General features: G+C 72.3%; 30 protein-coding genes. 2 read left to right on the top strand and 28 right to left on the bottom strand.

The window, feature by feature from the left end:
* The first annotated feature begins 11 nt into the window (after positions 1 to 11).
* Both ACSMX9_RS30185 and ACSMX9_RS30180 read left to right on the top strand, forming a co-directional pair.
* Positions 12 to 797: a ParA family protein gene (locus tag ACSMX9_RS30185; RefSeq protein WP_364734086.1), complete on the top strand. Its 786-nt coding sequence runs from the start codon at positions 12 to 14 to the stop codon at positions 795 to 797.
* Positions 797 to 1,615 carry a hypothetical protein gene (locus ACSMX9_RS30180; RefSeq protein ID WP_432020285.1) on the top strand — a complete coding sequence of 273 codons (819 nt, stop codon included), beginning with the start codon at positions 797 to 799 and terminating at the stop codon, positions 1,613 to 1,615. Before ACSMX9_RS30185 ends, ACSMX9_RS30180 begins: the two co-directional genes overlap by 1 nt.
* 77 nt (positions 1,616 to 1,692) lie before the next feature.
* Here the strand turns inward: ACSMX9_RS30180 and ACSMX9_RS30175 are convergent, their stop codons facing one another.
* The 28 genes from ACSMX9_RS30175 to ACSMX9_RS30040 all read right to left on the bottom strand — a co-directional run bounded on the left by ACSMX9_RS30175 (position 1,693) and on the right by ACSMX9_RS30040 (position 19,734).
* Positions 1,693 to 2,061, bottom strand: coding sequence for a hypothetical protein (locus ACSMX9_RS30175; protein WP_445403182.1), 369 nt, complete (start codon positions 2,059 to 2,061; stop codon positions 1,693 to 1,695).
* Complete coding sequence (locus ACSMX9_RS30170) at positions 2,058 to 2,465, bottom strand: hypothetical protein (protein ID WP_445403181.1); 408 nt, start codon at positions 2,463 to 2,465, stop codon at positions 2,058 to 2,060. The genes ACSMX9_RS30175 and ACSMX9_RS30170 overlap by 4 nt, the downstream gene beginning before the upstream one ends.
* Complete coding sequence (locus ACSMX9_RS30165) at positions 2,462 to 3,058, bottom strand: hypothetical protein (RefSeq protein WP_445403180.1); 597 nt, start codon at positions 3,056 to 3,058, stop codon at positions 2,462 to 2,464. Before ACSMX9_RS30165 ends, ACSMX9_RS30170 begins: the two co-directional genes overlap by 4 nt.
* A gap of 62 nt (positions 3,059 to 3,120) precedes the next feature.
* Positions 3,121 to 3,837 (bottom strand): hypothetical protein, encoded by a 717-nt coding sequence (locus ACSMX9_RS30160; RefSeq protein WP_445403179.1) that lies wholly within the window; start codon positions 3,835 to 3,837, stop codon positions 3,121 to 3,123.
* Between the two features lie 6 nt (positions 3,838 to 3,843).
* Positions 3,844 to 4,332, bottom strand: a complete 489-nt coding sequence (locus ACSMX9_RS30155; RefSeq protein ID WP_445403178.1) for a hypothetical protein — start codon at positions 4,330 to 4,332, stop codon at positions 3,844 to 3,846.
* 2 nt (positions 4,333 to 4,334) lie between these two features.
* Positions 4,335 to 5,171 (bottom strand): Lsr2 family DNA-binding protein, encoded by an 837-nt coding sequence (locus ACSMX9_RS30150; protein ID WP_445403177.1) that lies wholly within the window; start codon positions 5,169 to 5,171, stop codon positions 4,335 to 4,337.
* Positions 5,171 to 5,731, bottom strand: coding sequence for a WhiB family transcriptional regulator (locus tag ACSMX9_RS30145; protein ID WP_445403176.1), 561 nt, complete (start codon positions 5,729 to 5,731; stop codon positions 5,171 to 5,173). Before ACSMX9_RS30145 ends, ACSMX9_RS30150 begins: the two co-directional genes overlap by 1 nt.
* Complete coding sequence (locus ACSMX9_RS30140; protein ID WP_445403175.1) at positions 5,728 to 6,186, bottom strand: hypothetical protein; 459 nt, start codon at positions 6,184 to 6,186, stop codon at positions 5,728 to 5,730. Before ACSMX9_RS30140 ends, ACSMX9_RS30145 begins: the two co-directional genes overlap by 4 nt.
* Positions 6,183 to 6,863: a GGDEF domain-containing protein gene (locus ACSMX9_RS30135; RefSeq protein ID WP_445403174.1), complete on the bottom strand. Its 681-nt coding sequence runs from the start codon at positions 6,861 to 6,863 to the stop codon at positions 6,183 to 6,185. The genes ACSMX9_RS30140 and ACSMX9_RS30135 overlap by 4 nt, the downstream gene beginning before the upstream one ends.
* Before the next feature lie 89 nt (positions 6,864 to 6,952).
* On the bottom strand, positions 6,953 to 7,255 hold the full coding sequence (locus ACSMX9_RS30130; protein WP_445403173.1) for a hypothetical protein: 303 nt from the start codon (positions 7,253 to 7,255) through the stop codon (positions 6,953 to 6,955).
* 103 nt (positions 7,256 to 7,358) lie between these two features.
* Positions 7,359 to 7,775 (bottom strand): NUDIX domain-containing protein, encoded by a 417-nt coding sequence (locus ACSMX9_RS30125; protein ID WP_445403172.1) that lies wholly within the window; start codon positions 7,773 to 7,775, stop codon positions 7,359 to 7,361.
* A gap of 77 nt (positions 7,776 to 7,852) precedes the next feature.
* The gene (locus ACSMX9_RS30120; RefSeq protein ID WP_445403171.1) at positions 7,853 to 8,656 is read right to left on the bottom strand and encodes a hypothetical protein; all 804 of its coding nucleotides are present in this window, start codon (positions 8,654 to 8,656) and stop codon (positions 7,853 to 7,855) included.
* A gap of 38 nt (positions 8,657 to 8,694) precedes the next feature.
* Positions 8,695 to 9,267 carry a hypothetical protein gene (locus ACSMX9_RS30115; protein ID WP_445403170.1) on the bottom strand — a complete coding sequence of 191 codons (573 nt, stop codon included), beginning with the start codon at positions 9,265 to 9,267 and terminating at the stop codon, positions 8,695 to 8,697.
* A gap of 80 nt (positions 9,268 to 9,347) precedes the next feature.
* Entirely contained in the window at positions 9,348 to 9,986 is a 639-nt protein-coding gene (locus ACSMX9_RS30110) for a hypothetical protein (RefSeq protein WP_445403169.1), read from the bottom strand.
* Positions 9,987 to 10,071: 85 nt separating this feature from the next.
* The gene (locus tag ACSMX9_RS30105) at positions 10,072 to 10,788 is read right to left on the bottom strand and encodes a hypothetical protein (protein ID WP_445403168.1); all 717 of its coding nucleotides are present in this window, start codon (positions 10,786 to 10,788) and stop codon (positions 10,072 to 10,074) included.
* A 97-nt stretch (positions 10,789 to 10,885) separates the two neighbouring features.
* A complete protein-coding gene (locus ACSMX9_RS30100; RefSeq protein WP_445403167.1) occupies positions 10,886 to 11,266 on the bottom strand; it encodes a hypothetical protein in 381 nt (126 codons plus the stop codon).
* A 110-nt stretch (positions 11,267 to 11,376) separates the two neighbouring features.
* Positions 11,377 to 11,958, bottom strand: coding sequence for a hypothetical protein (locus tag ACSMX9_RS30095; protein WP_393615598.1), 582 nt, complete (start codon positions 11,956 to 11,958; stop codon positions 11,377 to 11,379).
* A 3-nt stretch (positions 11,959 to 11,961) separates the two neighbouring features.
* A complete protein-coding gene (locus ACSMX9_RS30090) occupies positions 11,962 to 12,093 on the bottom strand; it encodes a hypothetical protein (protein ID WP_272924171.1) in 132 nt (43 codons plus the stop codon).
* Complete coding sequence (locus tag ACSMX9_RS30085) at positions 12,090 to 12,560, bottom strand: Pycsar system effector family protein (protein WP_445403166.1); 471 nt, start codon at positions 12,558 to 12,560, stop codon at positions 12,090 to 12,092. The genes ACSMX9_RS30090 and ACSMX9_RS30085 overlap by 4 nt, the downstream gene beginning before the upstream one ends.
* A gap of 88 nt (positions 12,561 to 12,648) precedes the next feature.
* Entirely contained in the window at positions 12,649 to 13,251 is a 603-nt protein-coding gene (locus ACSMX9_RS30080; RefSeq protein WP_445403165.1) for a hypothetical protein, read from the bottom strand.
* Positions 13,252 to 13,389: 138 nt separating this feature from the next.
* Complete coding sequence (locus ACSMX9_RS30075; RefSeq protein ID WP_445403164.1) at positions 13,390 to 13,830, bottom strand: RRQRL motif-containing zinc-binding protein; 441 nt, start codon at positions 13,828 to 13,830, stop codon at positions 13,390 to 13,392.
* On the bottom strand, positions 13,814 to 14,308 hold the full coding sequence (locus ACSMX9_RS30070) for a hypothetical protein (RefSeq protein ID WP_445403163.1): 495 nt from the start codon (positions 14,306 to 14,308) through the stop codon (positions 13,814 to 13,816). The genes ACSMX9_RS30075 and ACSMX9_RS30070 overlap by 17 nt, the downstream gene beginning before the upstream one ends.
* 141 nt (positions 14,309 to 14,449) lie before the next feature.
* Positions 14,450 to 14,632 carry a hypothetical protein gene (locus ACSMX9_RS30065; RefSeq protein ID WP_445403162.1) on the bottom strand — a complete coding sequence of 61 codons (183 nt, stop codon included), beginning with the start codon at positions 14,630 to 14,632 and terminating at the stop codon, positions 14,450 to 14,452.
* On the bottom strand, positions 14,629 to 16,140 hold the full coding sequence (locus ACSMX9_RS30060; protein ID WP_445403161.1) for a hypothetical protein: 1,512 nt from the start codon (positions 16,138 to 16,140) through the stop codon (positions 14,629 to 14,631). The genes ACSMX9_RS30065 and ACSMX9_RS30060 overlap by 4 nt, the downstream gene beginning before the upstream one ends.
* A 170-nt stretch (positions 16,141 to 16,310) precedes the next feature.
* Positions 16,311 to 18,449: a hypothetical protein gene (locus ACSMX9_RS30055; RefSeq protein ID WP_445403160.1), complete on the bottom strand. Its 2,139-nt coding sequence runs from the start codon at positions 18,447 to 18,449 to the stop codon at positions 16,311 to 16,313.
* Positions 18,449 to 18,913 (bottom strand): hypothetical protein, encoded by a 465-nt coding sequence (locus ACSMX9_RS30050; RefSeq protein ID WP_358832341.1) that lies wholly within the window; start codon positions 18,911 to 18,913, stop codon positions 18,449 to 18,451. Before ACSMX9_RS30050 ends, ACSMX9_RS30055 begins: the two co-directional genes overlap by 1 nt.
* A 109-nt stretch (positions 18,914 to 19,022) precedes the next feature.
* Positions 19,023 to 19,226 (bottom strand): hypothetical protein, encoded by a 204-nt coding sequence (locus ACSMX9_RS30045; RefSeq protein ID WP_393615615.1) that lies wholly within the window; start codon positions 19,224 to 19,226, stop codon positions 19,023 to 19,025.
* 253 nt (positions 19,227 to 19,479) lie between these two features.
* Entirely contained in the window at positions 19,480 to 19,734 is a 255-nt protein-coding gene (locus ACSMX9_RS30040; protein WP_161266715.1) for a WhiB family transcriptional regulator, read from the bottom strand.
* Positions 19,735 to 19,797 lie beyond the last annotated feature (63 nt).

Below are 19,797 nucleotides of genomic sequence, written 5' to 3'. Positions count from 1 at the left end.
GAGGCCATCGGATGACCACATCCACAGCCGTGCAACACGCCACCGAGACAGCAGCCCGAACTGGTCGGGCGGCGAAGGTGATCGTCGTCATTCAGCAGAAGGGCGGCGCGGGCAAGTCCACGATCGCGGTCAACACGGCTGCGTGCGCCGGCCGGTCGGCGGTCCTGTCGAACGCGGACGAGGACACCGGCTCGCCCGTCGTCGCCGCTGGCATCGACGTCCAGGGGACCCTGGAGAAGTGGTGCGCGGGCGTACGGGAGGCGGCGCTGCCCTTCGACTACGTCGTCACCAAGAGCAAGACCGGCATCCTTCCGGGCATAGTGCAGGACCCTGACCGCCGCCGGGTCATCATCGACACCCCGGGCTTCCTGGACGTCGACCCGGACGCGGAGTGGGGCGCGGACCCACTAGGCGACAGCCGTACGGCCGACGCCCTGCGTGAGGTCCTGGAGATGGCAGACCTGGCGATCGTGCCGATCACCCCGTCCAAGATCACCTGGGACGAGTGCGAGTTCACGATCGAGCGCGTCCTCAAGCCCCGCGGGATCCCTTTCCTGGTCGTGATCAACATGCACGACCCGGGCAAGGACCGCGAAGAGAAGCAGCTGAACAAGGTGAAGGTCTGGATCGACCAGCGGAACTACCCGCGCGTCTCCGACCCGATCCGCAGGTACACGATCCATGAGCACGCCTACGAGAACGGCACGCTCGTCACCGAGTACAAGATGAGCGGCACCGCGCTGAACGCCCGCGAGGACTTCATGCGCGTCGCCCTGACGATGGAGCAGATGCTCTGATGGGACGACAGATCAACATCAACGGCGCACCGCAGGGGCCGGGGAAGCCGGACACGGCGGTGGCGTTGGCGCGGTCGATCGACCAGCTGCCGACGAAGCAGCTCGCGGACACACCGGTCCTCATCGCCCAGGAGCAGCAGCTGCTGGTGCGCTGCGAGGCGGCGCTGGAGAACCTGCGGGTCGCCTACTGGGCTGCGGGTAAAGCTCTCCAGGTCATCAGGGACGGTCGGCTGTACCGAGCGACGCACGACAACTTCGAGGACTACTGCCAGGAGCAGTGGGACATCACCCGGCAGTACGCGAACCAGCTGATCCGGTCCTGGAAGATCGCAGAGAAGCTGTTCGAAATGGTCGGCGGGAAATCGAACGACCTGGAAAGAATTCTTTCCAAGAAGCTGGGCTTCGGGCAGGCGTGGGAGCTGGTCGCCCTGGCCGAAGAGCACAGCGTCGACGCGGCCGCCCTGCTGTACCTCGCCCTGATCCAGGTGAAGGGCATGGGCGTCACGGCGAACCTGGTGAAGGGCGCGGCGGGCAGCCTGCCGGCGGCGGCGGCCGGGAAGAAGAAGGCCACCGAGGAGGCCGTGCTCGCGTACCTGGCGAGCATCGAAGGCAAGACGGAGCTCCCTGCGGCTCGGGACCCGTACAAGGCGCTGACCCGGGCGACCAAGAAGCTGGACGCGGACACCCTCCAGGCCGCGATGGAGCGCAACCCCGAGGGCACCCGCACGATGGTGCGCGAGCTGATCGAGGCGCTGTCGGCGTCAGTCGGCATAGAGGTGGAGATCAAGGCGCCCGCCTCGGAGTCGACGGCGGCCTGACGGCTCCAGAAACACGAAAAGCGGCCCCCGCCGCTCGGACCGACGAAGGTCCGGACGGCGGGGGCCGCTTCGTGTGCTCAGGTGCTCAGGTCGATGCCTGCCGGGAGGTCGCATCCGGCGAGAGCGTGGGTGAGGAGTCGGTAGGGCCCGGTCCAGGCGCCGTGGATTCGCGTCCTGGCGCAGTGGAGGGTGCCGGTGAGGGCGGTCTCGGTGTCGGGGTGGATGAGGACCAGGGCGAGCGGGTCGGTGTCGGGCTGCTGCTCGGGGAGAGGCCGGCCGCGCTCCAGGCCGCGCTCGCCGATCCGTACGGCGACGTCGCCGCGGCCGGTCCACGGGGCCGGCCTCTGGCGGGCGGCGAGCATGGCGGTGAACTCCGCGACGGCCTTCTGGTCGCCGGGGTGCATCGGTCCGCTGCCGTGTCCGCATCTGCGGAAGCGGGCGGTCATGAGCGCGCCTCCTGGTGGCACAGCCACGCCTGCCCGGCCTCGCCCAGCGCGTGGTGCGGGAACGGGTCGTGCTCCACGGCCTGGACGTCCGGGTCCCAGAACCACCGGAAGGGGAAGGAGTGCACCCCGAGTTCGAGGGCGATGACGGCCCGGTGGTGCCCCTCGAAGACGAAGACGAGCCGGTCGGCTGCGCGGACGCCCAGCAGGAGCGGCTCGCGGATCCCGTCCTTGGGGATCGAGGCCCGCAGCTTCTCCAGCACCCGGCGGTCCCGGCCGTGCCGCTCGTGGTACCGGCGGGCACCGGCCCACGTGGAGAACTCGGCAGGCCGGACCAGGCCCCGCCGGAGCGCCGCGGTACGCATGCGCCCGGTCCAGGGCCTGCCGTCGGCCGCGCGGGCCGTCATGAGCGCACCGTCCGGCGGTACAGCCGGGCCCGGATCCGGTAGCCGAGCAAGGCGCGCTCCTCGCGCTCCTCGATGGCGTCGGCGAGCAGTTCCTCGAGCTCGGTCATCTGCTCTTCGGCGAACCACTGGGGCTGATAGTCCTCGCCGTGGCAGACCGGGCACACGTGATCGTGTCCGGCGAACTCCAGCCACGGCGCGCAGCCGACCTCGTCGCAGGTCGGTTGGGTGGGGTCCTCGCCAATGCCGGAGCAGTACGGGCAGCGGGTGAAGCGGTAGTCGACGGGGGCGCCCGCGTGGAGGTCGGAGTGGAGCTGGGCGAGGCCGCGGATGCCGAGCTCGCGCAGCAGGGCGTCGGCGGCGAGGACCTGGCGGTCGATGCCGGTGTGGTGGTGTTCGGCGAGCATCGTCACGGCGGTGCACCAGGCGAGGCTGGAGCGGTCGACCGGGACGGCGTAGTTGCTGGCCCACGGGTCGGCCGGGTTGAGGTCGGCGGGCGGCGGGGCCGGCGCGGTGAGCGGGATGCCGAGGGCGGCGAGCTGGGCGGTGACGTCGGCGGTGCGGCGGGTGAACTGGTCGAAGACGGTGGTGGGCATCGGCCCTCACATGGACGGGGCCGCCGGGACCGTGGTGGTCCCGGCGGCCGGGCGGGTGGGGGTCAGCGGGTGGCCGGGGTGAGGGCGGCCTTGTGGCTGTCGCGGTGCGCGGTCTGCGCCGGTTCGGCGAGGACGCGCAGGCCGTGCGGCTCGCCGACCGGGCCGCAGGCGCTGCACACCACGGCGTAGTTGCGGCGGCCGGCGCACCCGGCGTCCGGGTCGCGGGGCTTGCCGGAGGGGCTGACGGCGTGGGTGCATTCGGTGCCGTCGGGGTGGAGCGGGGCGATCTTCACGCTGATGCGGGCCATGGGCTTCGTCTCCTGTTCGGGCTCGGGGAAGGGCAGCTGGTGGAGCGCGGCCGCCGGGGCGCGGCCCCGAGTGGGGCGCGGCGGGGTGGGCGGCTCGGTGCGGGTGAGCGCGGTCTCGGGGAGGAGCCCGAGCTGTCCGGCGGCGGCCGCGCGGGCGGCGAGGGTGAGCGAGCGGGTGACCCGGTGGTGGCCGTGGTCGATGCGCAGGTGGCAGAGCTGGCAGGCGGCGAGCAGGTTCTCGTCTCGCACGTCTTCGGGTGTGTGGTTGAGGTGGGCGGTGGTGAGTCCGACCACGGACCCGGTGTCCGGGTGGATCTCCTCATGGACGGCGGGGCAGCGGCCGCCCGGGTGCGCCAGGCCGCAGTGGCCCGTGCACTCGCAGCGGCCGCCCGCCCGCTCGAACCGGATCCGCGTGCTGATCTGGGGCCAGTCGCGCGGGTAGCGGTGCAGGTTCTCGGGACGGATGGGCACGACGGCTCACTCGCCGCCGGCGGCCTGACGCTGCTCGAAGGCTTCGAGCAGCTCGCCGATCCCGTTCGGCTCGGGCGCGGTGCCGACCCACTTGCCGCCCTCGGTGAACACCTCCACGTCGGTGGTGTCGGCATCGAACCAGCAGACGTACGGGCCGTAGCGCTCGATGACGGCCGTGGCGACGGCGGCCGGGTCGGACAGCTCCGGCGCGGTCTCCAGCACGGCGAGCGTGGTGACGACCAGCCACATCGGCTCGTCCGGCGTGCGGGGCAGCCGGAGGTAGCCGGTGACGCGGAGCTTGTCGCCGGGGACCAGGTCGTGGATGACCGCGTGCGCGAGCGCCGGGTCGGCGACGCTGCACGGCAGGATCATCTCGTCCGTGCGCTCGTCCGTCGGGGAGACGGTGAGGCGGAACCGGGCCGTGCTGCCGTGCAGGTCGCCGGGCACGGTCTCCTCGTCCAGGAATCCGTCCAGGGCTATCGCGTCGTCGGCCACGGTCAGCCGGCCTTCCGGACCGGCGCCTGGTGTGCGGCGTCGTACGCCTCCAGGACTCGCTTGGGCACCATCCCGGCGTCAGCGACCTGGTGGCCGTTGGCGCGCGCCCACGTCCGGACGGCGGCGAGCTCCTCCCTGGTGCGGCCGCTGCCGAGGCCCGCCCGGATCGGGGTGGGCGCGGTGGCGGCCGCCGTGGTGGTGCGGGTGCCGGCCTTGACGGTGCGCAGCTCCTCCTGCGCCTTCTCCAGTTCGGCGCGGGCCTTGGCGACCTTCTCCTCCGCCTCGCGCTGCGCGGCCTCCGAGTCGCGGCGCTCGGACAGTTCGGAGAGGTCGGCGGTGATGCGGGCGGCGCGGCTGCGGACCGAGGCGGTCGGGTGCGCGGTCGCCCAGTCGATCAGCTCCTGGAGCGCGTTGGAGACGGGCAGCGCGACGACCGGGACGTCTATGGTGGCCGGGGCGGTGGCCTCGCGGGGCAGTCCGAGGACGTGGTTGGCGATGAGGTCGCTGAGCTCGGTCTCGCTCAGGCCGGTGGCCTCGCGGATCGCCTGCTCGGAGTCGCCGTTGTTGTGCATGGAGATCGCCATGGCCTCGAACGCGGACAGGGCCGGGGCGGCGGGGGTGTTCGTCATGGTGGGTGCGTCTCCGGTTTCCGGGATGAGGGGGAGCAGGGCGGTGAGGGTGTCGGTGGGCAGCCCGAGGACGTCCAGGAGCAACCCGAGGTCGTCCTTGTCGCGGGAGCTGCGTGCGGTGACCCGGGCCGCGGCGGCGAGCTGCTGCGCGGGGTTCGGGTCCAGGGGCAGCGACTCGGCTTCGAGGGCCTCGGTCCAGTCGGTGAACATCACGCGGCCTTGCCGCTGGCGACCAGCGCCAGCACGCGCAGGTTCGACGCCGCCTGTGCCGGGGTGATGGGTTCCTTCCAGCGGTTGTACGGCGCGGGCCGGGTGGGGATGGACTCCAGCTCCAGGCGGGCGAGGGCGAGTTCGCGGGCGGTCGGCGGCACGGCGCGCGCCGCGCGGGCCCGCTCCCTGCGGCGCCGGTCCTGTTCGGCGACCACACCGACCCAGTCCTCACCGAGCCGGGCCACGAGCTGCTTGCGCAGCTGCGTGCGGTCGCGCTTGGTGGTCGCCGCCCATACCCCGGTCTTGGTCAGGGCGGGGTTGGCCAGCGCCCACTTGAGGCAGTCCTTGACGATCGGGCAGCCGGAGCAGGCGTGCTTGGCCTGGGCAAGCGCCTTCTCGCGGGCGCGGGGGTCCTGGTCGGTGTTGGGGATGTCCTCGATCTGGAACAGGGCCGGGCTCGTACGGCAGCGCAGGACCTGGTCGGTCTCGGGGAAGGGGATCCGATCGTCGGCGAGGACGATGGCCGGCGCGTTGGCGACGCCGGTGCGGTTGCCGCTCATGAGGTGCCCTCCGGAGCGAGGTGGGGGAGCTGGAGGAGGACCTGGTCCACGAGGTCCTGCGGCGGGCGCCACGGCCCGAGCTGCCCGTGCAGCCACGGGATGGGCAGCGCGAGCTCCTGGACGTCGGCGAGGACCAGGTGGAACGCGTCGGGCTGCGCCCACTTCGAGCACGGGGCGGTGCCGGCGGCGTCCTGGTGGCAGTCGGTGAGGCGGGCGACGCCGATGACGGCACGGGTGGGCAGGGCGCGGCTGCGGATCGCGGTGGCGACCAGCGGGTCGCGCATCGGGGCCCGCTCGGTGGCCTGCCCGGCGTGCAGCAGCACCAGGCCGCGCCAGGACCAGGGGGCCGGGCGGTTCTCCACGTCCTTCCCGGCGAGGATGCAGGTCGTCCAGGGCTGGCGGATCGTGATGCCCCGGATCCAGGTGCCCGGGTCGGCGGTGGTGGTCTCGCTCATGCCGCCCGCCCCAGCGTGTGGGTACCCGGCCGTCCGGCGCGGCGGCCGTTGATGGAGGGCACCGTGGCGTGCGAGCGGTCGGCGAGGACCGCGCGGCCGGTGTGCTTGCCCGCGTACATCGCGGCGTCGGCGGCCCGCTGGAGCAGGGAGAGGTCCGTCGTGCCGAGGACGTCGGGGGAGGCCGCGCCGACGGAGGCGGCGACGTCGACCAGGACGCCGTCCTCGACCTCGACCGGCTGCGCGAGCAGCTGCATGAGCTGGGCGAGACGGAGCTCGCGGCGGGCCGGGCCGATCCGGACCGCGACGGCGAACTCGTCCCCTCCGAGCCTGCCGACCGCCCCGCGGCTGCCCGCCCACGCGGTGAGCCGGGTCGCGGTGGCGGCCAGGACGCGGTCGCCGGCGGCGTGCCCGCCGGGTCCGTCGTTGATCTGCTTGAAGTGGTCCAGGTCCACCAGGACGACCAGTGCGGCGTCGCCGTACCGGTCGGTGATCTGGCGGGCCCGGGTGGTGTAGCCGTCGCGTCCGAGCAGCCCGGTGAGCGGGTCGCGGCGGGCGGCGGCGAGCTTGCGGTGCAGGCTGACGGCGTGCACGGTCCAGCCGGTCAGCGGCACGGCGAGCGTGGTGATGAGCAGGGCGCGATTTCCCGAAGGGGCCTGTACGCGCGCGGTGGAGGCCATACTGGTCTCTCCCTCTCGTCTTGTACGGGATGGGTAGGCCCGAGGCAGGCGACGGTTTCCAGACCTGGTGCGCCTGCCTCGGGGCGTATCTACAGCTCGTAGGGCGTCTTGCCGGTCCAGTCGTTCGGGTTGGACCAGCGGCCGGCCTTCGCCGCCGCCCAGTCCAGCTCCCAGCCGTCGCGGACCCCGCGCGCTCCCCAGCCGCCGTCCTGCTGCCCGGGGACCTCGAGCCCGGCCTGCCGCGCGGCGAACGCGGCGTCGTAGACCTGGTGGGCGCGGGTCAGGGCCTCGGTGACCGAGGTCGCCTTGCCGGTGAAGACGTGCACGCCGTGCAGCGTCCGGTCGGGGGTGTGTATGGGGACGTCGACCTCGTAGAACTCCGTTCGCTGCATGGCTGCCGCTCCTTCCTGTCGCTGGTCGTGGCGGAACACCGCGACCGCCCCGGCGGGTGAAGCCGGGGCGGCACGGAGGAACGCCGCGTCCACGCGGATGAGGTCAGCGCCTCACGGCCTCCGCGACGATCTCGGCGTGGTCGAACGCGAGGTCGGGGAGGGCGGCCAGGGGCCACCAGCGGGCGGCGGTGGCGTCGTCCCCGGCGGTCGGTTCGACCAGCTCGGGCAGGGTGGCGGTGTAGGCGACGCTGACGTACCGGCCGCGCGGGTCACGGCCGACGGCGTCGAAGGCGCCGACCTGCCGGAGGTCGGCGGTCGGGACGGTGATGCCGGTCTCCTCGAACAGCTCGCGCGCGGAGGCGTCCAGGCTGCTCTCGCCCTTGTCCACGTGTCCGCCGGGCAGCGCCCACCGGGACTTGAACGGGTCCCAGCCCCGCTCGATCAGCAGGACGTGCCGGTCGGCGAACAGGACCACGTCGGCGGTGTAGCGGATCGTCTCGTCGGTGGTGTCGGTGATCACCAGATGTCTCCTGGTCTCGAAGAGGGTGGAGCAGGCCGCCCCGGGCGGGGCGGCCTGGAGAGCCGTGCGGCGGGTGGTCAGGCCGGGACGGGGGCCGGGGTGTCGAGCCCGGCACCGAGCAGCAGGCCGCGGATCGACTGCTCGTACTCGCCGTTGCGGATCCGGTCGAACATGAGCTGACCGGCGACCAGGCAGCGGGCGCGCAGCTGGATCAGGGCGACGGCGTGCGGGGCGGCGCCGGCGGCGGTCGCGGCCTGCGCGGCGGCGTCATCGGCGAGCTGGTCGGCCGTCTGCAGGCCCGCTTCGCGGCGGGAGTACCGCGCCCGGCAGGACGCCCAGGACGACAGCGCCCGGGTGTCGTCGACCCGCGTCTGCCACGCCTTGTACGTGCGGCGCGTGCCCTCGGGGTCGGCGGCCCACTCTTCGGCCCACTGCCGGGCGAGGTCGGGCAGCTGCGCGAGGACGGCCAGGGCCTGCATGCCGCGGTGCCCGAACGCACGCCACGCCTCGACCTCGCGGACGACGCGGATCTGGTGGGACATCAGCCAGTACGGGGCGAAGTCGTTGCCCCAGTTGCCGGTGTCACCGAGCGGTTCGACCTCCCACAGCCTCACCGGCCAGCGCTCCGCCACCTCCAGGCGCTCCAGGATCTCGCCGGGCCGGGTGTACATGTGGAAGTAGCCGAACGGCTTGTCGGTGTACCACTTCTCGCCGGGGCTGGGGTGGTCGACGGTCTCGCCGATGTGGTCGGCGAGGTTCACGGTCGGGATCGTCTCGCCCAGGCCGCTGTAGTAGCGGGCGAGGTGGTTGCAGGTGGGCGGGACGGTGCCGTCGGGCCGGGTGGCCATGTAGTGGACGACGGGCCGGGCGCTGCGTGCCATGAGGATTCCTCCAGGTCGGGACGTGCGGTGGGGTGGGTTCAGAGCCGTCCGGCGGTGCTGGCGGGGGCCGGGCCGCGCAGTTCGTCCACGCGCGTGGCCGACTGCTCGGTCAGCTGGGCGAGGTGGGCGATGCGGCTGGCCTTGTCGGCGACGGGCTCGCCGCGGATGAGGCCGGCGGCGAACTGTGCGGTGAGCCGGGCCAGCTCCTGGGCGCGCTGGGCGAGCTGCTCCAGCTCCCGGCCGACGGGGTCGGGGTGCGGGGCGACGGGCTCGGGCAGCGGCTGGTCGACCAGCCTGCGTACGACGACACCGAGGGCGTCGGCGACGGCGTCCAGGTCGCCGTCGGCGAGCCAGGCGTCGATGTCGTCGTGGCCCGCCAGGTCGGGGGTGTACTTCGCGTGGCACCGCCGGTCGGGAGCGGCCAGGGACGCGGTGATGAAGACGATCCGGCTGTTCTTGCGGTCCGGGTAGACGGTGAGGGCGAGGTCGGCGGCGGTGCGGGTGAAGTTCACCGGCCAGTTGGGGGCGCTGGGCGCACTCCACTCGCTTCCGACGATCTGCCCGACGATCGCGATGAAGCGTTCGGGGGCGTGGGCGGCGGGACGGGGCACGGGGCCTCCTTGCAGGGTCGACGGCTGACGGGGCACCGCGCCGTCCCGGCCGGGGCGGGACGGGGCGGCACGGTGCGCGGTCAGGCGGCGGTGTTCTGCGCGGTGGCGGCGGCGGTGGCCTCTTCGCGGGCGGCGGCTTCGGCCTTCCGGTTCTGCTGGATGACCTTGCCGACGATCTGCCCGGTGGCCTTCGCGGCTTCGGTCTCCATCTCGGCTTCGACCCGGTACAGGCTGCGGGCCTTGCCCTTGGACAGGACGTGGGTGCCCATCTCGTGCCGGGTCAGGGCGATGCGCCGCTCCAGCGCGCCCTTGCGGGTCAGCTGGTCGATCTCCACGAACGCCCAGACCAGCGTCGCGCCGATCTCACGCGGGCGGCGGCGCAGCCGCTTGGCGTTGATCAGGACGCGGATCGTGTTCTTCGGGGCGATCACGGTCAGCGAGTACAGGTCGTTGGGCTTGGCGGTGACGCTGAGGAGCTTCTCCATGAAGACCTCGGTGGGGACGCCCGCGGCCGCGCCCTGCGCCATGGCGGCGAGTCGGGGGATCCGCTTGGGGGAGGTGATCACCACCTCCACGGCGCTCAGCGGGCGGCGGCCGAAGTGCTCCTTCACCAGCTTCTGGGCGGTGGGCACGGTGTCGGCGATGTCGGCGGTCAGGCGGCGGGAGGTGAACAGGCCGTCGCGGATGATCGAGATCTGGTTGGACGTGGACTTCGGCATCAGGGGCCTTCCGGCTCGGTCGGGTGGGCTGATTGGCCACCGCACCGCCCCGGCCGGGAGGGGCCGGGGCGGAACGGGTAGCCCGTCAGGCTTCGAGGGCCTTGAGGTGGTTGTCGAGTTCGGCGATCGTGTCCGCGACCGCGTCCTCGGTGTCCTCGGTGTCGCCGGTCGCCGGGACGGCGGGAAGGCCGGCGGCGCGGGCGGCGAGGCGGTGGCGGATCTGCTCCAGGTGGGTGATCGGCACCGGCTGGTCGCCGTCACCGGTCAGCAGCGTGAAGCGCGCCGCGTTGCGGCCGTACTCGTTCTTCTCGGTGCGGTAGTGCAGCCAGACGCCGGGGGCGAGGAAGAAGGACGCGGTGGCGTCCTCGTAGCCGCGCCACCGGTCCTCGGTCCGCAGGAAGCCGTCACCCTGGTCGAGCGCCCACGCGTCGGAGGCGGCGCGGGAGGCGGCGTCGTTCTCGGTGGCGGTGGCAACCTGCGCCAGGCCCTCGGACAGGGTGACCGGCGCGGCCGGGGCGGTGCGCCTGCCCGTGGTGGTCGGCTGGGCGGTGCTGCGGGCCTTGGTGAGCAGGCGGCGCAGCGGGGTCAGGAACAGCTCGGCCAGGGAGTTGACGGCGACGGCGGCCACGACCGCGACGCCACCGGCGAAGGCCAGGCGCCAGTCGCCGGACCAGGTGTCGGGCGAGTAGGTGTAGCCCGCCCAGGCGCCGATGGCGCCGCCGATCACGACGGTGACCATGTCCAGGCCCTCGGTCGCGGCGTCGGCGACGGTGAGGGTGGCGCGGCGAACAGCTCGGTTCATGATGGTGGGGCTCCTTCTTCTGTCGGATGCGCTCTGGGAGGGGAGGGGGCGTTGCTCCGGGGCGGCCGGGTTCGATGCCTGCGGCCGCCCCGGGCGCTCAACTGGCCGCGTGGAGCGCGGCGGTGGTGCGGACGGTGTCCGCGAGCAGCACGGTCAGCTCGTGGCCGTGGTCGACGGCGTCCTCCAGGCGCTCGATGAGCTCGCCGGGCAGGCCGCGGTTGCGGGCGCCGGCCAGGACGCCCTCGAGGTAGAGGACGTCGGCGAGGACGCGGCCGCGGACGTCCAGGACGCCGGGCTGCACGGAGAGGACGTCGTCGTTCTTCGCGGTCGCCAGGGCCGCGTGGTCGGCGGCCTCGGTGTACGCGGTCTCGGTCTGCTCGGTGAGCAGTGCGTCGACCTGCGTGGTGGTGCCGTAGGCGCGGCGCCAGCCGAAGCGGGCGGCGGCGGCCTCCATGAGGGAGCGGCGGGCGAGGGACACGGTGACCTCCGGGGGAGGGCCGGTCGTCCGGTCTCGGCTGACCGGGCGGACACCGCGTCGCCCCCGGCCGCCGTCGTGCGGCGGGCCGGGGACGCGCGGAGAGCGCCCGGTCAGTTCTCCGGGAGGCGGCGGGCGTAGTAGGAGACGTAGTCGCTGTACTGGCTGCGCTCGATGCGCACGATCTCCGGCTCGTCAACGACCAGCTGCTGGAGCACGCTCACGATCCAGTCGTTGGAGCGCTGGAGGGTGAGGCGGATCAGGTCCAGGTCGGACACCCACAGCTGCGTGTCCTCGCCCCGGCGGCGGGCGCCGCGCACCCAGGCGTGCAGCCGCTCGCGGACGGTGTCGTCGTCCGGGCGGGCGGGGATGTCGCGGGGCAGCGCCCGGCAGGTCGTGGCGTGCTCGTTGGCGACCTTCGCGGCGTCGGCGAGGCCGTAGCGCGTGTTGTAGGTGCGCTGGCCGTCCTTCGCGGTGGCGTAGTGGCAGCCGAGGCAGGCGACGGAGTAGTAGGTACCGGACGGGCCGTCGTCGGTGGTGTAGACGAGGACGACCGCGTGCGCCTGGTTGTAGTACCGCTGGGCGATGGTGACGCCCTCGGGCTTCCAGGTCTCGCCGATCTCGGGCCACGGCTCCGGCTCGACGGCCGGCGGCTCGACGGGCTCGGGGCGGCGGGCGAACAGGGTGAGTGCCATGGGTTACTGCTCCTTCTGGTCGGCCTGGGCGTGGATGCGGGCGGCGGTGCGGCGGGCGGCGGCGATCACGAACGGGATGGCGAGCGCGCCGGCGATGCTGGCGTAGCTGATGACGAAGCTGGCGGCGGTGCTCACACCAGCACCCCGATCGCGGCGACGGTCAGCAGGGCGAGCGCGGCGAGGATGACGTCGACCGCGAGGGCCAGGCGCCGGAACTTGCGGACCGCGAGGATCGACAGCGCCTTCACGCGGGCGGGGCGGTGGTCCTGGCCCATCGCCTCCTGGAGCTCGTTCTCCTCCAGGTCCGCCCACTGCGGGAAGGTGCCCGGCGCGGGGCGGCCGGGCACGGTCAGGCAGGGCCGGACGACCAGGAGGAGTAAGACCGCGGCGGCGGCGAGGGCGAGGACGGCCAGGGCGCCGACGACCTTCGTGAACACGGGCAGGTCCTTGTCGGCGACGCTGGCCAGACCCGCGAGGACCGCGCCGTCGAAGGCGAGCAGCAGGCTGGCCTTGCTGTCGGTGCGGGCGATCTCGCCGCTCACGGTGGTACAGGCGGCGTCCAGGTTCCGGTCGCCGCTGATGGTGAGGGGGGCGGTGGTCACGTGCGACTCCCATCCGGGCCGGGCTGTCCGGCTCCCCGTCACCACCCGGCCCGCGTGTGCGGGGCGGGTGGATCAGGCAGCCGTCAGATCAGCGAGCCGGATGGTTGTGGTTGTGGTTGTGCAGGTGGATCAGCGGGCGGAGGGACAGGCCGCGCAGGGCGAGGAAGCTGCCGATCGTCCAGGCCAGGACCGTGAGGGCGGCGGCGACGGGGCGGCCGGCGGCGGGGGCGGCGTCCCAGACCATGAACACCGAGCAGGCGCCGTGTGCCGTCCAGGTCAGCCGGGCGCCGACGGCGCCGGTGATCCAGGACAGGACCAGGGAGACGATGCCGACGCCCTGCCAGATGACGAACGCGCTGGTCGCCGTCAGCGGCAGGCCGACCGTGTGCGCGCTCAGGTAGGCGTGGACGGGGTCGGCGACTGTGGCGGTCCACTGCGTGAACCACGCCCAGTCCTGGTGGTGGTACCAGTCGATGCCCTTGGGGATGCCCCACTTGAGGACGAGGACCAGGGCGACCAGTCCGACGACCCCGAAGGCGGCGATGGCGCCGGGCGGGACGTCGTCGGCGACCTTGATCGGGCGCGGCCGGGGCGGGGCCGGCCTTCGGGGCGGCGGGATGCGCTGGCTGTCGTCGATGGTGTCCAGCGGCGGGATGGCGGGGTCGGGCTCGTGCTTGTCGGGCTCGCTCACCGGGTGCTCCTTCACGGTGGTCGACGGCTGCGGGATGAGGTGGTGCGGTACGTGGGCGGGCCGGGCTCACCGACTCCCCTTCACCACCCGCCGGATGGGCGGGTGGATCAGGCAACCGGCAGACGCGGGAGAGGGGGTTCAGGCCGCGGCGGCGAGGTGCTCGCCGGGCGGGCGCATGTAGCTGCCGGGCGCGGCCGGGGTGCCGTCGTAGCACTCCAAACAGGACCCGAGGGTGCGCAGAGGAAGGCAGTGGTAGTACCGCCTCGAACAGGTCGGGCAGGTCTGCCGGGCCGCCATCGCCTTGTCGAGCGCGAGCTCCTTGGCGAAGGTCATCGGCCGTATCGGCTTGGCCTTGGCCAGGTCGTACAGCCATGCCTTGCGCTTGCCGCCCCGGCATTCGATGACGGCGACCGGGTCCTGGCCACCGGGCCGTAAGCGCCGCTCCCTCAGCTGCCGCCGGGTGGCGAGCCCTTGGGGGGCCTGCCTCCAGCGGTAGACGGGGAGCGCGCCGGTGGGGTCGGCGTAGACGTCGACGTCCCGGACGGCCGGCGGGGACGCGGGTTCAGCGGCGGCGGCCACGGTTGTGCCCGCGGCCGGTGTGGACCTGGACCTTGGCGCGGCCGCGGGCGTTGACGTTGATCGACCGGCCGCTGCCGGGGCCGGTGACGAGCATCTTGAGCAGGACGAAGCCGACCAGGGCGACACCGGCGATGATGGCGAGCGCCTTGGCGAGCTCGAGGAGGGCGGCGGCCAGGAAGTAGACGCCGACCCCGGCGATGCCGACGATGAACGCGACCAGCGCGGCCTTCACCAGGAGCGGGGAGACGTAGGGCTGCGGGGCTGGGGCGGGCGGCGGCATGTAGTAGGCGACCGGCTGTCCGTTCGGGCCCGGCATCATCACGACGCCGTCCAGGCCGGCGGTCGGCGGGTAGACGACCGCGCCCTGGGGGAGCGGGACGACGTGCTGCCCGTACGCGGGGGCGGGCGGCTGCCCGTACTGGGGCGGCAGCGGCATCGGGTAGTAGGTGGGCTGGGGCTGCTCGCCGTGAGACGGCATGATGGGTCCTCTCCTCGATGGGGAGCCCGGACGGATCGCTGGCGTGTGAGGTCCGGGGGAGGCTTCGGCCTCTTCACCGGCCCCCGAGGTGCTGACTTCATCTCGGGGGCCAGTGGAGCCGTCGAAGCTCGGGTGGCTGCGTCAGTCGGTGAGCTGGCGCCACCGCGTGGGCATCAGCGCGTCCCGGCGCAGCAGGATCGTGGGCGGGTGCTCGGGGCCGGCCTTGGGGAGCAGGGCGACCGGCTCGGTGCCCAGGTGGGTGAAGTCGAACTCGAAGTCCGTGTCCACGGTGTCCTCTTCCTCTTCTTCGGGCCGGTGGGTCATGCCGCACCGGCGCTGTCGCTGTCGTCGTCCTCGAAGACGTCCAGGGCGTCGGCGATGACCGACTCCTCGAATCCGTCCTCTTCCGCGAGGCGGCGCTTGGCGGCGCGGACGCGGTCTCCGACCCACGTCTCGCCCTTGCCGTACTGGTTTCCGAGGCGCTCCAGGTCCGGCGCGATGCCGGACAGCGAGCACTTCGCGATGTACCGCTCGGCTTCGTCACGCTGCTTCTCGCGCACTTCGCGAGGGATCCGGCCGCCGTTTTCCGAGGCGGTCAGGGCGGGCACCGCGCTGAGCGCGACCCCACTTTCCGAGGAGCGGCCCGCAGAAATCGAGGCGCGGGCGCCTGCACTTTCCGAGGTTCCGCGAGCCTTGGCGGCGGCCCGCTCCAGGGCGCGCTGCCGCTTCAGCTTCTCGGCTTCCTCCAGGGCGCGGGCCTCAGCCTCCGCCTTGATCCGCTCAGCCTCAGCGGCGGCTTCGGCCTCCTTGCGCAGCGCCTCCGCCTGGGCTTCGGCTTCCTTGCGCAGCGCCTCTGCCTGCGCTTCTGCCTTGACGATCTCGGCCTGGCGGGCGGCCTCACGGTCCCGCTCGGCCTGCTCCCGCTCCCACTCCTCGCGGCGGCGGCGGTCCTCGATCTCGGCCTCGGCCTTGAGGCGGTTCGCCTCGATTTCTGCGGTGCGCTCGGTCAGTGCGAGCCGCTCGCGTTCTGCCTCGATTTCTGCGCGGCGCGTACGGTCGGCCGCCTCGATTTCTGCGGCGCGCCGCTCGTTTTCGAGCCTCGCGATTTCCTCGCGTTCGCGCCGGGCGGCCTCGCGTTCCGCCTCCTCGCGCTTCGCGGCGGCCTCGCGTTCTGCCTCCTCGCGCTTGGCTGCGGCCTCGCGTTCTGCTTCCTCGCGGGCTCGCTTTTCGGCGGCCTCGCGTTCGGCGGCCTTCGCGGTCTCGAACTGCGCGATGACCGCGTTCAGTTCGCCGCGCCGCCGGGTCGCGTACTTGCGGTAGCCGGTGGCGGCTTCCGCGAGCAGGATCAGCAGCGCGGGGGCGACGGAGTGGAGCAGGATGCCGCCCGCGTCGGGCTTCTGCGGGATGAAGTGGAAGTGGCCGTCGGGGTAGAGCGACGTCCAGCAGTTCATCACCCAGGTGGAGAGGCCGGCGGTCCAGCGCAGCAGGAACGGCCAGCCGCCGGGCTTGTAGTCACCGCCGTGTTCTGCGAGGACACCGTCGACGTACAGGACGGTGATCAGGGCGAGGCTGGCCAGGGGGTCCAGCATCCAGGCGATGTACCAGGGGATCTCGTGGGAGATCCCGAACAGGGTCACATTCACACAAGTGAAGATCAAAGCGCCGCCCCCGAGGGTGAGCAGCGCCTTGGTGACCATGGCCAGGACCTCGTCCAGCTTGGCGATGGACTTCCGGGCCCTGGTGGCGTCCGCCTCGCTGACCGGCGGGGTGGGCTGGAAGGGGGTCTTGGGCGGCCCGGCCTGCTTCGGCCGGGGCACGGTCGGGGCGCTCATTCTGGCTACCTTCCGTAGTGTGCGGGGGGAGTGTGCGGCGCACACTGCACAGGGTGCAAACCGGGATCAATCACCTGTGTGCGGGCTTGCACACTGGAAATTCCCTAGGGGGAGGGAGGGGCCGCACAGTGCGGTGTGCGCTGTGCGGCCCCTCCCGGGTTCGGTGACTCTCAGTTGCCGTTTTCGAGCGGGGAGCGGATCAGGTCGTACGATCCGTAGCCCTCCTCGGACTCGTCCTTGGCGATGACGCCGTCGTCCAGGAGCTGCTTCTTCAGGCGGTTCCACCAGTCGCGGGCGCCCTTCTTGTTGACCCGCATCCACAGGTCGTTGAGCTCCTTGGGCTCGAAGTTGTCTTTGCCTTCGCGCACCCAGGAATCCAGGCGAGCAAAGATGGCGGCCTTGGTGTCCTCGGGGGAGAGCTTCTCCTCGTCGGCCACCGCGCCGGGCAGCTGGAAGACCGGGGCGTCGTCGGCCGGCGCCTCGATCTCGGTCTCGACGCTGAGGTGGTCGTACGCGCCGGGCTCGGGGTCGGCCTCCAGGATCTTGCGCAGCTCCTCGTCCAAGTCCTCGGTCTCCTTCGCGAGCAGGTCCGGGTCGATCTCCACGTCCTCGTCCTCCTCGTACTCGTCGTCGGCGTCGTACTCGGAGGCCGGGTCCCCGGCCGGGGCGGCGGGGGCGGCCTGCTGCTGGGGGAAGGCGCCGGATCCGTCGGCGTCGCCCTCCAGGAGCGGGGTGGTGTAGAAGGTGCGGTTGGTCCACAGCGCGCCGAACGCGTTCGCGGTCGTCTCGTCCATGGGGGTGCGCACGTTCATGCCCGCGGTGACGGCGGCCGCCAGGGTCGGGCGGTCGGCGTTGTAGGTGCGGGCGGTGACCGCCCAGCGGTCCTCGGGGATGCCCATCCCGGCCGCGTACAGGTAGCCGGGCTTCCTGTTCGCCCAGCCGGGGAAGGCGCCGGCGTCGATCGCCTCGGGCGGCAGGACGTACTGGGCTTCCGCTCCGTCGGACAGGCCGTAGGCCATGCCGGCGGGGTGGTTGGAGCGCGCCGTGGTGTCCATCTGGTCGTGCGTGGCGCGCTGGATGGAGGAGAGGAACCAGCCGCCGGTGGAGCGCAGGGTGCGCAGCACCTTGCCGTACGCCTCGCCGTCGGCGAAGTCGGCGGCCTCCTCACCGATGATCAGCAGGAAGTTCAGGCCGCAGCCCGGCTTCCACTTGGCCAGGCCCTTGGCCGCGAGGTACTCGCCGCGGGCCTTGATGACCGGTCCCATCTGCTTGAAGAACCGGCGGGCGTCCTTCTCGTTGGTGATCACCATGTCGGCGGCGTGCCGGACGTGCCCGTAGTCCTGCATGAACTTCGAGCAGTTGATGACGATGATCGACACCTCGGTGCGGGTGGCGGCCTCGGTCACGATGATCGAGTTGCCGACCGTCTTGCCCGCGCCGTTGACGCCCTGGGCGACGCAGTGCTCGACGTTCTCGCCGCCCTTGACCTCCTGCGGGTCGTTGAGGATGCCGGGCAGGTTGAGCTTGAGCGTCTCGCCGTCCTCGTACCGTCCGAGGCTGATCGGCAGGTCGCCGAACCCGGCGCCGAACGCGCTCGGGCCGGGCCAGGGGAAGCCGTCCTTGAGGAGGTCGGCCACCTGCACCCGCATGGTGATCAGCGAGGCGTCGTCGTCGTCGACGGTGTGGGTGATGCGGCCCTGCCCGAGCTTGAGCGCGGAGGTCATGGCGGGGATACGGCGGGCGAACTCGTCCGCCGTAGCCCCGTCCTTCGCCTCGATCTTGGCGACGACCGTGCCCTTGCCGTTGGACTTGGCCTCCTGGAGCTCGTGCTTGGCCAGTCCGATCTCGGACTCCAGCTTGGCCCACTTGCCGTCGGCCTTCTCGCCCGTGCCCTTCTTGTACAGCGCCGACCACAGGTGGTTGGCGATGCACAGGCCGGACCCGGCGAGCATCCAGGTGCCCATCGTGGCGCCGGACTCCAGGCCCACCACGGTGCCCAGGGTGACCCCGGCCGTGGTGGCGACGGCGTTGACCTGGTGGAGGTAGCGCACGTCCTTCTCGCGCTTGGCCTTGTGGTCCATGTGGTTGATGAACTTGGCCAGGGCCGCGCCGGTGCCGGCCAGCCCGAGCGCGGCGAGCGCCAGGGAGGCCGGGGTGGTGGCGAGCAGCACGTGGGCGGTCTCGGCGACGATGCAGCCGCCGATGTTGATGCCCCACGGCCCGCCGTAGGTGACCCATGCCTTCCTCGAGGACTCCTGCTCCTCTTCGGTACGGGTATCGATCTTCTTCGAACGGATACGGCGAGCCATCACGCTGCCCTTCCGGCCTCGCCCGGACGCCCGGCGGCGCCCTTGGGCTTGTCACCGATGGAGAATCCGGGCTTCTTCGAGCCCTTGCCCTCGCGCGCCTTCCGCTCAGCCTCGATCTCGGGCTGGATGAAGTGCTTGACGAAGGAGGCGTACATCTTCACGCCGCTCAGCCCGAGGACCTTCGCGGCCGACGCGCCGCCCTTGAGGTGGGCGGACACGAGCTTCGCGCGGATCTTGGACTGGGCACCGAAGGTCCACCACTTGCCCTTGTACTGGGCGAGGATGGCGCCGACCATGTCCGCGTCCATGCCGATCCGCATGTGGAGCTCCAGGCCGATCGCCCGCAGGATCCGGGCGTACTGGTAGAGGTCGCGGTCGCTCGTGAACTCGATCTTCTCCAGCTGCTTGATGAGCTCCGAGAGGTTCGAGCCGAGCTTCTCGCCGCTGTCGCTGCTGTCGCTCATGTCGGGGTGGGTTCCTTCCAGGTCGGGGGTCGTGCGGACAAGTCGGGGGCTGTCACCTCCCCGCGGGCCCGCACCTCGCGGTGCGGAGCCACGGGCAAGCGGCACAAGGTCACTTGCTGGCGGCGTTGTCGTTGGCGCTGGAAATCGCGGTGCCGATGCCGGTGCCGATGCCGTCGATCGCGTTCGCGAGCGGCGACGTCGCCAGGGCGTAGCCGCAGATGAGTGCGGCGATCAGGACGCCCGCTCGCATGTCGGAGCGCCAGAACAGCCAGGTGGCGCCACCGGCGAGCAGGAAGAGGGGCAGGGAAATCACGAGGTCCTCCAAGGACGGGGAGTCGGGGAAGGTGCTCTCCAGCCACGAGGGCCGAACCGAGCTGAGGGGCGGGTGCTCCTTCGCTCTCCACCGCCACCGGACCGCGCGGGGCGGGCCGGTGGCGACTGGGCAACGCAGGAAGCGGAGCGGGGTCAGCGGGCCAGGAGGACCGCGGCGATGACGATGAAGGGCCCGGCCATGCCGAGCAGGTAGATGAACCGCATGTCGCCTTCTTCCAGGGGGAGTTGGATGGTCAGGCAGCGGAGCGGGCCCGGTTGCGGGCGGCGCGGCGCTTCATGGCGCGGCGCTCGTCCTCGGACAGGCCGCCCCAGACGCCGTCGTCCTGGCCGGACTCCAGCGCCCACTGGAGGCACTGCTCCATGACCGGGCAGCGGCGGCAGACCGCCTTGGCCTCCTCGATCTGCAGGAGCGCCGGGCCGGTGTTGCCGATCGGGAAGAACAGCTCGGGGTCTTCCTCGCGGCAGACCGCGTTGTGTCGCCAGTCCACCGAGGTCACTTCCCCTGCCGGACGCGGCGCAGGGCCTCGTCCATGTCGGTGTCGGAGTCGCCG

Source organism: Streptomyces sp. LE64 (genome assembly GCF_052606915.1).
This window is presented reverse-complemented; position numbering and strand designations above follow the sequence as displayed.

Excerpts from the sequence above, each read along its gene's own strand:
- ACSMX9_RS30185 (WP_364734086.1), top strand. The coding sequence starts at position 12 with ATGACCACATCCACAGCCGTGCAACACGCCACCGAGACAGCAGCCCGA.
- ACSMX9_RS30180 (WP_432020285.1), top strand. The coding sequence starts at position 797 with ATGGGACGACAGATCAACATCAACGGCGCACCGCAGGGGCCGGGGAAG.
- ACSMX9_RS30175 (WP_445403182.1), bottom strand. The coding sequence starts at position 2,061 with ATGACCGCCCGCTTCCGCAGATGCGGACACGGCAGCGGACCGATGCAC.
- ACSMX9_RS30170 (WP_445403181.1), bottom strand. The coding sequence starts at position 2,465 with ATGACGGCCCGCGCGGCCGACGGCAGGCCCTGGACCGGGCGCATGCGT.
- ACSMX9_RS30165 (WP_445403180.1), bottom strand. The coding sequence starts at position 3,058 with ATGCCCACCACCGTCTTCGACCAGTTCACCCGCCGCACCGCCGACGTC.
- ACSMX9_RS30150 (WP_445403177.1), bottom strand. The coding sequence starts at position 5,171 with ATGTTCACCGACTGGACCGAGGCCCTCGAAGCCGAGTCGCTGCCCCTG.
- ACSMX9_RS30145 (WP_445403176.1), bottom strand. The coding sequence starts at position 5,731 with ATGAGCGGCAACCGCACCGGCGTCGCCAACGCGCCGGCCATCGTCCTC.
- ACSMX9_RS30140 (WP_445403175.1), bottom strand. The coding sequence starts at position 6,186 with ATGAGCGAGACCACCACCGCCGACCCGGGCACCTGGATCCGGGGCATC.
- ACSMX9_RS30135 (WP_445403174.1), bottom strand. The coding sequence starts at position 6,863 with ATGGCCTCCACCGCGCGCGTACAGGCCCCTTCGGGAAATCGCGCCCTG.
- ACSMX9_RS30130 (WP_445403173.1), bottom strand. The coding sequence starts at position 7,255 with ATGCAGCGAACGGAGTTCTACGAGGTCGACGTCCCCATACACACCCCC.
- ACSMX9_RS30120 (WP_445403171.1), bottom strand. The coding sequence starts at position 8,656 with ATGGCACGCAGCGCCCGGCCCGTCGTCCACTACATGGCCACCCGGCCC.
- ACSMX9_RS30110 (WP_445403169.1), bottom strand. The coding sequence starts at position 9,986 with ATGCCGAAGTCCACGTCCAACCAGATCTCGATCATCCGCGACGGCCTG.
- ACSMX9_RS30105 (WP_445403168.1), bottom strand. The coding sequence starts at position 10,788 with ATGAACCGAGCTGTTCGCCGCGCCACCCTCACCGTCGCCGACGCCGCG.
- ACSMX9_RS30095 (WP_393615598.1), bottom strand. The coding sequence starts at position 11,958 with ATGGCACTCACCCTGTTCGCCCGCCGCCCCGAGCCCGTCGAGCCGCCG.
- ACSMX9_RS30070 (WP_445403163.1), bottom strand. The coding sequence starts at position 14,308 with ATGCCGTCTCACGGCGAGCAGCCCCAGCCCACCTACTACCCGATGCCG.
- ACSMX9_RS30065 (WP_445403162.1), bottom strand. The coding sequence starts at position 14,632 with ATGACCCACCGGCCCGAAGAAGAGGAAGAGGACACCGTGGACACGGAC.
- ACSMX9_RS30060 (WP_445403161.1), bottom strand. The coding sequence starts at position 16,140 with ATGAGCGCCCCGACCGTGCCCCGGCCGAAGCAGGCCGGGCCGCCCAAG.
- ACSMX9_RS30055 (WP_445403160.1), bottom strand. The coding sequence starts at position 18,449 with ATGGCTCGCCGTATCCGTTCGAAGAAGATCGATACCCGTACCGAAGAG.
- ACSMX9_RS30050 (WP_358832341.1), bottom strand. The coding sequence starts at position 18,913 with ATGAGCGACAGCAGCGACAGCGGCGAGAAGCTCGGCTCGAACCTCTCG.